Source organism: Acetobacter fabarum (assembly GCF_011516925.1).
Taxonomy (GTDB): domain Bacteria; phylum Pseudomonadota; class Alphaproteobacteria; order Acetobacterales; family Acetobacteraceae; genus Acetobacter; species Acetobacter fabarum.
This window is the reverse complement of the sequence record NZ_WOTG01000012.1, coordinates 1-11752: the sequence shown is the minus strand read 5'-3', so window position 1 is coordinate 11752 and position 11752 is coordinate 1. Positions and strand designations below refer to the sequence as shown.

At 54.9% G+C, this 11752-nt stretch carries 5 protein-coding genes and 1 tRNA gene; all 6 read right to left on the bottom strand.

What is annotated here, in order from left to right; translation table 11 throughout:
* Nucleotides 1–40: 40 nt before the first annotated feature.
* On the bottom strand, nucleotides 41–3334 hold the full coding sequence (locus GOB83_RS11695; protein WP_165926191.1) for a DUF499 domain-containing protein: 3294 nt from the start codon (nucleotides 3332–3334) through the stop codon (nucleotides 41–43).
* A 13-nt stretch (nucleotides 3335–3347) separates the two neighbouring features.
* Complete coding sequence (locus GOB83_RS11690; protein WP_165926190.1) at nucleotides 3348–6146, bottom strand: DUF1156 domain-containing protein; 2799 nt, start codon at nucleotides 6144–6146, stop codon at nucleotides 3348–3350.
* A complete protein-coding gene (locus tag GOB83_RS11685) occupies nucleotides 6140–6718 on the bottom strand; it encodes a hypothetical protein (RefSeq protein ID WP_165926189.1) in 579 nt (192 codons plus the stop codon). The genes GOB83_RS11690 and GOB83_RS11685 overlap by 7 nt, the downstream gene beginning before the upstream one ends.
* Entirely contained in the window at nucleotides 6715–10215 is a 3501-nt protein-coding gene (locus tag GOB83_RS11680) for a helicase-related protein (protein ID WP_165926188.1), read from the bottom strand. The genes GOB83_RS11685 and GOB83_RS11680 overlap by 4 nt, the downstream gene beginning before the upstream one ends.
* A gap of 25 nt (nucleotides 10216–10240) precedes the next feature.
* Nucleotides 10241–11143, bottom strand: a complete 903-nt coding sequence (locus GOB83_RS11675) for a WYL domain-containing protein (protein WP_264802712.1) — start codon at nucleotides 11141–11143, stop codon at nucleotides 10241–10243.
* Between the two features lie 468 nt (nucleotides 11144–11611).
* Nucleotides 11612–11688: transfer RNA gene (locus GOB83_RS11670), tRNA-Met, on the bottom strand.
* Nucleotides 11689–11752 lie beyond the last annotated feature (64 nt).

Below are 11752 nucleotides of genomic sequence, written 5' to 3'. Positions count from 1 at the left end.
TCATTCTTTCTGATTGATGACTGACGGAACGACTGTGCGATCATTCGATCGCTTTTTCCACGAAACCAAGAGTATTGGCATTCTCGATCAGCGTTCTCACCTTGGTGCGATCAAGCCCGCCCGGGACTTCAGCTTCGATTTCAAGCCTGAGTTTCACCTGACTGTCTGGAAGTGTCGTGAGTTGCTCGACAATAGCTTCGACAACCTGATGGATGTCTCTAGCCGGTCGTTCTGGCGAGATCATGACTGCCCCTATGAACCGGGTAGGCTTTTTCTCTAAAGCAGGCGAGCGTGGCGTTCCTTCTGGCTCACCTTCTGCTTCCAGTGGTTTTCCTCTGGGCTCTTTTGGGCCATCAGTCGATTCAGGTTGCGCAGAAGCCAGTCTGTGTGCTTCGGCAATGTCGGGATTCACGATGACGCTATCGCCATCAATGACCACGACAGCATTACTAGCCCGCTCGATCGCCAAGCCCACATATGTATCCGTCTTCTCGTCCCATCGCTCGGCATAAGCGAATGGACCGGGCAACATACCGCTGATGGATGCTTGCACGGCTTTAATCAGAACCTCTTGGTTCTTCAGCCGCGGCAGGTAGATGTAGCGATTAATGTATTCCCGCAGATCCTTTAGTGAAAGGTGCGGCTTTCCGTTCCATATATATTTCTGGAGATCGCGATCAAGACGTGATGGTCCCAGTTCGACGAGCAGGCCCTCTTCAGCCACCAACTTTTTGCTTGCGCGAGTCAGCAATCCGTCTTGCGCTGGAATTTTGCCGGATACCCACTCCCAATCTGCCTGTGCACTCTCCTGAGCAGGATAGTGTAAATAGCACCACGCCTCTTTAAGACGCGTCTTCATTGTCTCGTTGGCTTCGGCAAGCTTTGTTTTGGCGAGTGCACTGTCGCTTTGAGTGAGGTTCAGCCGCTCTGTATCGCGGACAATCTCGCCCCAGGCAAGGAAGGCGCGTACGGCATCTTTCAAATGCTCAAGCTGACGATTTTCCGCAGCGATGAATACCAGCATGTTGCGATAAACGCGAGGCATGCTGCCGCGCTGTGTAAGTATGTCCTTTGCCTCGACGAGTGCTTCGGAACCGTCGCGTCCATTATGCGGATACTTGACGCCCAGCACGACGGCACGCACTCCGCCCGCTTCATCAGGGACTTCAGACGATGATGCTGGCGCGACCTGCACGGCATCGAAATGCCCCCGATCGGTAAGCCCGTTCACATACTTGCCAAGTTGCGCGTCGATGGTCACGTCGACGAGTGCGGTTTCGATCTGCGCCGCTTTGTCCGCTGCGATACGATTGAGGCTGGCAGACATAGAATACCAATAGCGTCCGAGATCGGCGTGCATAAACTTGGCCTGGTTGGTCAGTCGTCTCAGCGCATCACCAAAGATCGCCGGACGCTCGCCTGGCTGCACGACCCCCAGATTGATCTGCTTGTCATCAAGGCCGGTATTTTGTTGCTGGTGCGTCGGCGCCGTTCCCATGAAGATCGCGCGCGCAACGCGCCTCGTCGCCGAATAACGGTTTAGGTTTGGTGCCGACTGGTCAATCTTGTATGGTGTGGATGCCGTGCCATCGACATCGCCAGCGATGATCGACTGCCAGGTCACATCAAGATAGTGCAGCAACTCCGGTTCCACGCGCGGCGAACTAACCGTAACGCTGCCGGGCATGATCATCACCGAAGGATCGTTGCTCATCCAAAGCTCGTGAATGGCTTGCGCCATCAGGCGCAGGACACCGCGTGTGCGCTGGAATTTTTCCAGAGATCCCCAACTCGTATAGAGTTGATCAAACAATTCGGGATGGATGGGATAGGCTTTTATAAGCTTACGCCGGTAGTCCTCATCCGCACAGCCTTGCGGGAAATCGTTGGTATTTTCGCGATATAGTTTGGAAAATTGCTTCAACGTGTTGTCGCGGTGATGAAACTTATCGCCAGGTATTTCCTTAAACAGCCGCCGCCGGACGATCTCGTAGCTCTCTTCCTGACTTGCCGGCCGCCATGAGGATTCCACTCGACTAAAGGTTTGCTTAAGACGCGCCAGTGCTTCCTGACCGCCTTCACCACCCACCTCAATCTGCGAGGCTGGCAACGAAGCAACCAGCAGCGTACCGGGGCTGGCTTTGACTGCCTCGGTCAGCGACTGGACAAATGAAAGGTTGGCGTCGAACGAGCCAGCCGGCAATCCGTCAACTTTGTAAATTTGGCGCAGATAGGCGACCCATTCGTCAATCAGGATCAGGCAAGGTGCATATGTCTTGAATAGCGCCTCAAGCAGGTTCGACCCCGGCGCGATACCGCTCGCATCGTTCTCGGCGACCATGTCGAAACCGTCCGGCCCGCCAAGCTGCCATGCCAGTTCGCCCCAAGTTGTACGGATCTTACGACCACCTTCGGCATTGAGAACATCCTGCGGCCCGCGCGATGTGCCGACGAGCACAGCGCGTTTGATGTCTTTCGGAACGCTCAACCCCTGCTTGTCCAGCAACTGGTCGAGCCCAGACAAATCATGGGCCGGGATCGGGCCGGCCATGTGGTAGAGCGCTAGCATTGAGTGCGTCTTACCGCCGCCGAAATTCGTCTGCAGTTCGACGACCGGATCGCCGCCGGTACCTGAGAGCCGCCGAGCCGCTCCAATTAGAAGCGCGCTAAGACCTTCGGTCAGATAGGTCCGGCTGAAAAACTGCTTCGGATCGCGATACTCAGCCGGTGCGCTGCCTGAATATACTTTGGCAAGGTCGGCGGCGAACTCGGCTTGCTGGAACTCGCCAGTAGCGACATCCTGATGTGGCTCGACCACCTCACGCCATGGCAAAAGCCCTGCCACAGTCTCAACCGAAATGTCGAGGCGCTGGGTTTTCCGTCGTTCCTCATTGCGCTGAAGCTCGGTGAACTTTGTGCGCAGGATCGTGTCACGCATCTTGCCGAGTTGCTCCGCCGCCTCCCCAGCGCTGATCGCCTCCATCAGGCGGCGCATGGAATCGAGCGCACGTTCGGCATCATCGTACGTGAAGGTCTCGTTATGCGAGAGCTTGTTGCGGACATCACCCAGCTCGTTGACCAACGAGCGTTCGGCGCGGCCAAGGACCGCCTTGAATGCTTCGCTCCAAAACCGGTCCATCGCATTGAACAGCGCGGCCTGATCCCAACCAATCTCACCATTGCTGCTGGGGCGCAGGTTCGGCAGTTTTTCAAGAACCTGGACCTGCCAGTATCCTTTGAGGGAGGTTTCTAACCTCTTTTCGACGAAGGGGATTAATGCTGCCGGGAGCAACTCCATCCCTTCAAATACAGATTGACGCGTGCTTTTTGCCACGTTCCGTTCCCCCTCAAATGTCCAGCCGGATCTGACGATCGCCGCTGGTATCGTGGATGGCCGCAGCCGCATTCGTCAGTTCGGCCCAATCGGCGATCAGAGCGTTGTAGGCGGTCGCCTCCTTCGCATCCTTTCGCTTGTTGGCGCTGATGTCATAAAGACAATAGGCCAGATCCTTCACCGCCTCGGCCTGGCTCCCGATCTTCTTCAGCAACACGGCGGTATCATGTGAAATGCCATCCTTCTCATGCGACTTGACGAGGTGCTGGAGGCACTCCCACACCGTCAGGTGGTCATCCCTTTCCGGCTCCCAATCTTCATCGAGTTCGTCGCGCGTCAGGATACGTACCTTGCCAGCAGCGCTTTCGACAATCCCAGCGTGCTTGATGCTTTCGACCGAGATGCCACGAGCCCGGGCAAGGTTGTCGGCCACGCCATAGTCCCCTTTGCCGTTTCCGTTCTGCTCGAACCAAGTAATCGCAAAGCGCGTGTCGGGATCGAACTCTCCCTGAATGCCGCCAAGATATTCGTCGAGTTCTCGATTAATGAGTTGAAGCGCGGTCTTTACGCTCATAGGACTGTCATCGGATTCCAGCACAGCCTTGTAGCGCGAAAAGACACCCATGCCGGGTCCAATGGCTGATTGCGGCATGTCAGCAGGTGCAATGTTGGCGGCCTGAAGCTCGGCGATCGCCGGAGGCAGTTCGCGCTTGAGAGCACGAATGACCTCGGCTCGGGTAATGACCTCGGCTGTACTCTCCTTTTTTCGGCACACCAAGACAACTGAATTTGCAAGAGCATTGGTGCCAGTAGCTATTGTCCGGGCTGAGCGCTCCGTGCGAACAGGCCAAGTGCCGACAATCGCGTAACCTGCTTTAGTCACGGCCTGAAGGAAAGTCGCCCATCCTGTCGAACTCAATCCATCTTGCTCAACTTCGCTCTGCTTAAAAGCATAATAGATCGTGGCAGGGAAAGCTGACGATGATTGACGTGCAAGACTCGAGATTGCCGACGTCATACCCGTGAGAAAATGTTCTTCAGCTTTAGCTTTCCCACCATGACGATAAGGCGTAGCCACCAATTCCTCTTCTTTCGGAACAGAAATGGTGCTTCCCAGATCGGGATAGACATCTTTAATGTTGCGTCTGAGCCAGACATAGAAATAGTCGGACAAATCGGCATAACCGATATTGTCGTAGTATGGTGGATCGGTCGACACCACTGCCCCATCCGGCAAACGCACATTTTGCGCATCGTGCTGAATTTCCTTGCCAACGGCGTTTGGCCCCAGACCACAAAGCGCCTTCCCGACCCAATCGACAGCACCAAGATAATTTCCAGTGCTATTGCTAAAAACATTGCATTCAGCGAAATCCCAGGTCATCGGGATCGCCTGCCGAGCAAACGTGAATCGGATAAACTCCGATGATGACCATGTGGCTATGGAACTGCCAGCATCAGCAAGCCGGTCAATCGCAAAGGACAAATATACGCTGACTGCTTCAGCATATGCTTTAGCACCTTTGCCGTTGTTGCGGAGCGGAGTTTCATCCTCGGAAAGGCCGGCAGAGAGGGCATCGGCCTCAATCTGCGCTCGCGCCTCATGCACGAGATCACTGAAGGTGTTCAGCGCGACAAGCTGACGGTCGGTAAACAGATCGCCGAAAGTCGTCAAGCCATAGTCCACCGTCCAGAAATTACGATGGTCGTTCGGTAAGCTGAATTCCGGTTTCGACTTAGGCTTAGCCGAGAACGCAAGTGCTTGGTGCGCCTCCGTAGGCGCTACATAGACCCGGCTACGATTGCCCTCCGCGACGATAGCGATTAGCGTCTGCCCCATGTTGCCAGCACGTCCGCTGCTTTTCACATAGTCGGGAGTGATCGCTGTATCTGACATAAGGCAGCGGAAATTCGCGCCGCGACCTGCCTTCGTTCCTTCCTTCGCTGCGGCAAGCTCAGCCTTTGTCCCACCATGTCGGATGCGATAGATGATCGTTTTGGCCTGCCGGTCCACGATGGGCTCAATCCAAGTCTCTTTCCCTGCCTTGGAACTCAAGAGGAAACTCGATGCAATCGGTACCTGCACATCCGCAAAGGCGGGATCTGGACTCGGTACCGTCCGGGCCCATATCCAGGCGACTACAGTCGCTTTACCACCACCATATTCCTTAGGCAGATCCACCTGCGGGTAAAGATGCCCAATACGCTCCCACGCCTTCTCACGCATCCATTCCCCGTAGTATTTTACGTCCTCGGCCAGTCCTTCCGCATTGCGATAGAACGACCGCTCCTTGATACCGGGGTGAATGGGGGGCATGTCTTTGAACTTCGGCGGGATCTCGATCATCGCTTTGCCGATCATCACCGCCACCGGGTTCAAGTCGGACCCATAAGCGGGCAGCCCCAGTCGCTGCGCTTCTAGGGGTATCGATCCGCCGCCTGAGAACGGGTCATAGACTGGCGGAAGCATCCCGCCGCATGATCGCCGAATTTCCACCCTCGCACGTTCCAGTACTTCCTCGTTGGTCGAGTTCTCCCATTTCACAAGATCTTCAATAATGGCGAACAATCGCTGGCGTTCTGCCTCCTGTTCATCATGAGTGGGGAACTGATCGGGATGACTGGACGGATCGTCCACCAGTTGCGCGAACAGCACAGCCCGGCAAGCGGCAAGCGGCCGCCGCGCCCACCACAAATGCAGTGTGGACGGATGCCCACGCCGGATCGACTTTTCTCGTGCCGACGCTGCATTGATCGCTTCCAGCGGGATGGCGACTTCGATGAGTTTCTTTTTGTAGGGGGAGGTCACCATGTCTTCCTCATCTGCCTGTAAGCGCAATACAAAACGATAGTTGCGTGCCGATAGTAGCAATCCAATAGTGCACCAAGATGAATTTCTGGGGAACTGATTGGCATACCGAGCTCTGTTGCCTGGCCGCTGACATTATAACGCTCATACTGTATATAATGATAATTTCCGAAATCTCGCCCAAGAAACGACCGTGATTTTCCGTAACCACTCGAAATGGGATGACCAGAGATTTCATTTCTTAGATCGCGAATCTCTTTCCATGAGCCGCCAAGCATAACTTTGTTTGGCTTTTCACCTTTTAGGGCCCTGTATAATTCCATTATCGCATCTTGCTGAATGATAACGGTCTGTAGAACACCCCAGAGTTCTAGATAAGCCAATCCTGATAATTGGCTAAATCCTTTCGAGCGGTGTTCTGATAAAGCAAGATGGGCATCATCAATGAGGTACATTGCGGTATAGTAAGCCGCGTAATCATCTTCCGAAGAAAAACCACAATATTTGTTCTTATGTTTTTGTGACGAATTGAAGCGATCATATATCTTACTTCTAATCGTTGAGACGCAGGTCACCTCGGCACCTCTCCTCGTTCCAACAGGCGTTTCAAATCAAACTGAATAGCAGTTTCGAGAAACGATGGTTCGCGATCAACAAGTGGACCACGCACATAGCGCGGTGCTTGCGCAATGCCACTAGTCACGGAAACAATCGCTAAAATAAACTTTTCTGGTTCGTTTAAGGAGGTGATGATCTCTTGCCGTGTAACCATCAGGGAATCTGCACCATCGATCCGGCCCTTGACCTCAATAAAACGCAGGTGGCCTGATTTCGGATCGTGGGAAGCGATATCATAACCGATCTTCTGAGCGGAGACATCGGCCGGTTCGTTGCCCAACGACCGCTCGGCCGCCATAACGGCTTCCATCGCCGCCAACTCAATCGCCCTGCGGGCTGCCGGGTCTACCGCGAAATGGTCCGGAACGCTTGCCGCCTGCCGGGCCTCCAGCAGGCCCCGTGGGATAACGACCATGCCGCCCCGTATCCGCGGCGGTTGTGATGAGATAAATCGCTCCCGCTCAAGCTGGTCCATGCGACGCTTCTGCCGATCCGCCAGTTCTTCAGCCCGGCGCTGCGCGTTCTGCCAGTTCACGCGCGTTTTCTTGCCGGCACGTTCCTCTTCCTTCAGCTCGAAGGCACGCGAGTCCCAGTAATTGATCTCTTTCTTAAGCCTAGCGCGAACCTCCTGCTCGACCTTCTCGATCTCCGGCAAACGCCGGGTCTTAACTTCGGCGACATGGCGCTGCGCCAGCTCGACCGTCGCAAACCGGATAGCGGCCTTTTCAAGATCGGTGGTCAGCCAGCTCTCGTCTAGAAGATCACGCACACAGGCGACCTCTTCCGCCTGAGCTGGCCGCAGATTCAAATGGGGCGCGATCCCAGCATTGACAGTGTTCCCAGCCTTGTCGATGGCTACGAACTGAAGCCGCTGCGAAATCACATGCGGCTTGCCTGCACTGGTGACACGTCCGTCCTGGACCGTATGCTCCAGTAGAAAAATTGCCGATAGCGCGTCGCCTGCATCGGTGTCGTCTACCAGGATCGCCCCTTGCCGCATGATCTGCTCATACTGCTCTCGGATTAGGCTAATTACCGCTTCGAGCAACGGATGGCCGGGACAGACGAAAGCGGCGACGGGCTGCTGGTTGATCTTATCCTTCTCGAAGCATATCCGCTCATACTGAGTTTGAAGCGGTGCACCTGTCCCGATCTGGCGATCCCGCTCGCGGATGCGCACAGGAACATGAGTGATTTCCCAACGTCCTTCCTCGCGACGCTTGATCCGGCCACCCAGATGCTGAAACGCCTCGACGAAAAAGCTCTGGATGTGGTGCGGTTGTAGGCGTAGCGCCTCGGCGCGCTCCATTTCGAGCCTCAGTTCCTCGACCTTCGCCTCTGGCATCGCATCGTTGGTTAGTGCGCGACGCCGCAGCAATTCAAGTAGATGCCCTTGATCGACTGCACCATCAACCTGTTGGAAAAGACGCGCTTTCACGTCCTCCTGCTCGCCGTACTGGATCGCCTCGAACAGCAAATCCTTCAGTGCCACCCCTTCAAACAATTCGCCAAGCACATCGTAAACACGGCCGCCCAGCGCCTCGCGCGCAGCTTCCAATTTTTCCAGCAATCGCGCGTAAACCTCACCCTCACGGGTATCAGCCGCGACGAGATTCCAGAGGTGACAGACCTCGGTCTGACCGATGCGATGGATACGGCCGAAGCGCTGCTCGATCTTGTTAGGATTCCACGGCAGATCGTAGTTAACCATGAGATGACCGCGCTGGAGGTTCACACCTTCACCTGCCGCATCATTGGCGATGAGGACCAGCATATTCTTGTCCTGCATAAAGCGCTCAACGACCTTTCGGCGCTCTTCACGCGACACGCCACCGTGGATCACATCCACGGCTTCGGAGGTTCCGAGCCGTGCCCGTACCTTGTCGAGTAAATAATGCAACGTGTCCTTGGGTTCTGTGAAAATGATTAACTTGCGGCGATTACCGGCCGCGTCCATCATCAAATCGTCGTCAAGAATACGATTGAGCTGACTCCATTTCGTGTCCACGCCCGAGCGCAACACGCCGAGCGCCATCGTCTCAAGCCCTTTCAGTGTCTCGACTTCCAAGGCGAGTTGCTCGACTGTCTCTGCCGTCGTCGCGCCTGTCGAAATCAGATCTTCAAGCTCGTCAATCTCTTCCTGGCCATACTCCTCTATGTTCCGCAGCATGTCAGAATTAATGGCCACCTCGGTTCCAGTCCGGCGACACTTTGCAGCAAGGCGTGCTTCGCCAAGCTCGTTTTCCAGTCGTTCCCGACGGCGCTTGAGTGACTGGTAGATGGCGGCTGGCGACGAAGCGAGGCGTCGTTGAAGAATCTGCAAGGCGAAGCCGATATTGTTGCGCTTTTTCCCGTCACCCTCGGCGAAGCGCTGCACACGGTTCATCTCTGTGCGAACATATTCAGTGACGGCTGTGTAAAGCGCAGTTTCTCCTTCCGATAGCTGATACTTGACCGTACGTGCCCGCCGCTCTGGGAAGAGCGGGCGGCCATCGAACTTGAGCAGCTCCTCCTTGGTCAGCCGCCGCATCATGTCTTCGGTGTCGGCATAGTGAACACCATCACGGAACCGCCCCTCGAACCGATCACTGTCGAGGAGAGCCATGAAGAGCTGAAAATCCTCTTCTTTGCCATTATGCGGTGTCGCCGACATCAACAGCAGGTGGCGGCAGACTTGGCCGAGCTTTTGGCCGACCTGATAGCGCCGCGTATATTTGACCTCTCCGCCGAAATAAGTAGCCGACATGCGATGAGCTTCGTCGCAGATAATCAGGTCCCATTCGCGCGCACTCATGAGCTTGTCTTGAAGCTCCTCATTGCGCGCCAGCATATCGAGACGGACTATCAACCGATCTCGGTCACTAAAGGGATTGCCCGATCGCGCATTCTCGATCATCTCGCGGGAAAGGATATCGAACTCAAGATTGAACTTCTGACCAAGTTCGTCTTGCCACTGCTCAACCAGGCTGCCCGGTGCAACAATGAGACAACGCTCCAGATCGCTACGGGCGATCAATTCCTTCATCAGCAGTCCGGCCATAATCGTCTTCCCTGCCCCGGGATCGTCGGCGAGGAGAAAGCGAAGAGGCTGGCGAGGCAGCATCTCACCGTAGACCGCTGATATCTGGTGCGGTAAAGGATCGATCAGACTGGTATGGATCGCCAGATACGGATCGAAATAGTACGCCAGTTTGATACGATTGGCTTCCGTTACCAAGCGCAGCAGGGCACCATCCGCATCGAACGACCAAGGCCGACCGTTCTTTTCGACCTCAAGACGATGTTCGTCATCCCGATAAAGAACAGCATCAGCCACTGCGCCGTTATGATCGCGGTAAACGACATTAATAGCCTGATCGCCGATCCAATCCACAGACAAGATCTGCACGGCCTGCGACGAAGCAATACCCCGCACTGATGCGCCGTTCTTGACGTCTTCGAGCCTTGCCGCCATCCGCCGACATTTCCTTTCCGCCCATTCACAGTTGAAAACCCGCCTTGTCTAAAGCGGCCTCTGTTTCCTTGCGATTTAATGTCACGATATGCTGTGTGTAAGCATTCTGCTTGGCTGCATCACCGAGTAGGCCAAGTCTCTTCAAAACGTAGAACAGCATCGCGTAGCGAACCGACATGACGCCATTGCCCTGATCCAAGCCGTAATCCTTGGCAACAACCTTTTTCTGACTTTCAGTCAGAGCAGGATGCGGGCCGATGATCACATCGAAATAATTGTTCCAAAACCAGTCCTGCTCACCGGTCGCGCCGGGTGTGCCGGTCGCGCCGACCTTCAGAATACGCGGCAAAAGGAAGTCTTTGAACTTATGCTCAAGGTGGCAATAGGCTCGGACATGCCAGCGAAAACCATCATAGCCAAAGGCGTGCGGTGTGATCCTGCGCCAGATCGGGTCAGGACGCATCTTGTTCATCGACTGGTAGAAAACCTCGACGGACATATCTTTGCGGACTGCGTTGAGAATCTTGCGGAAGACCTCGATGTCGATGTCCCGTTTAGGCGTTAGGGCCACGTCGGCGTCTGGAAACGCCGCGATCCAGGAATCATGGAAGGGGGTAGCATCTTCGGCCACAGAGCGAAGCTGTCGGAGGTAGACATAAGGATCGGGGTCGAGAAAACGCAGGACGAATTTTTCAACAGCGACATAGCGTTTACCGCGCGTATCATACTCCATATTGCCCGGCGCTCGCTCCTGGTAGAGCGTCAGATCCTTTGACGCCTGAGGAACTGATACGCTGAAAAATTCGACAATATCGGCACGGTTGATGGAGCCCTCCCAGAAGAGGCGGAACTCAATAAACTCAAGCCTCTGCTCGATGCCCCAGCGCACAAACAATTTCTTTCGAATATAAATTATGTAGGTGCCCACAATAATGCGTATAGTTTATATACTAACCTCCTTCGCAGAATCAATAGCTAAGAGATCGCGCGGCCGACGGATATTGCCAGCCCCCAGTTCAAGGCAGGGTCACACGCTCCGCAATTGCGTTAGTGCTGCAGGACTTTCCTTCTTCCAGAAGCAGAGCAGTCGCTTCCATAATGGCGTTCACAGTCGCTCGCGAACGTGCCTGACGCGGCCATTTCCGTGGAGCCTGAGCGAGGTCGGTATCGTATGGCGTCGATCACAACTGAAGCTCTTGGCCAGAACTTTGCTCACGACATTGCGCTTCGAGTTTGATCAGGCTGCCTAAAGAGCCTCACGCACACGTGAAATCAGCCCAAACTACGCTGGAGTTTCACTCCCATTTGCATCCTATACGCATCCTGCGCGTAAAGCAGAAACGCAAAAAGCCGCCCGTAAGGGCGGCTTAACATGCTGTTTATATTGGATAATTCATGGTTGCGGGGATAGGATTTGAACCTATGACCTTCAGGTTATGAGCCTGACGAGCTACCGGGCTGCTCCACCCCGCGGTTGAGAGAGTGCTGATTTTGTTTTGGCTTAGTTTTGTGAGGGTAGACTGGAAGACCTGGCGGC

Coding starts and splice junctions, on each gene's coding strand:
- GOB83_RS11690 (WP_165926190.1), bottom strand. CDS start 6,146: ATGGTGACCTCCCCCTACAAAAAGAAACTCATCGAAGTCGCCATCCCG.
- GOB83_RS11680 (WP_165926188.1), bottom strand. CDS start 10,215: ATGGCGGCAAGGCTCGAAGACGTCAAGAACGGCGCATCAGTGCGGGGT.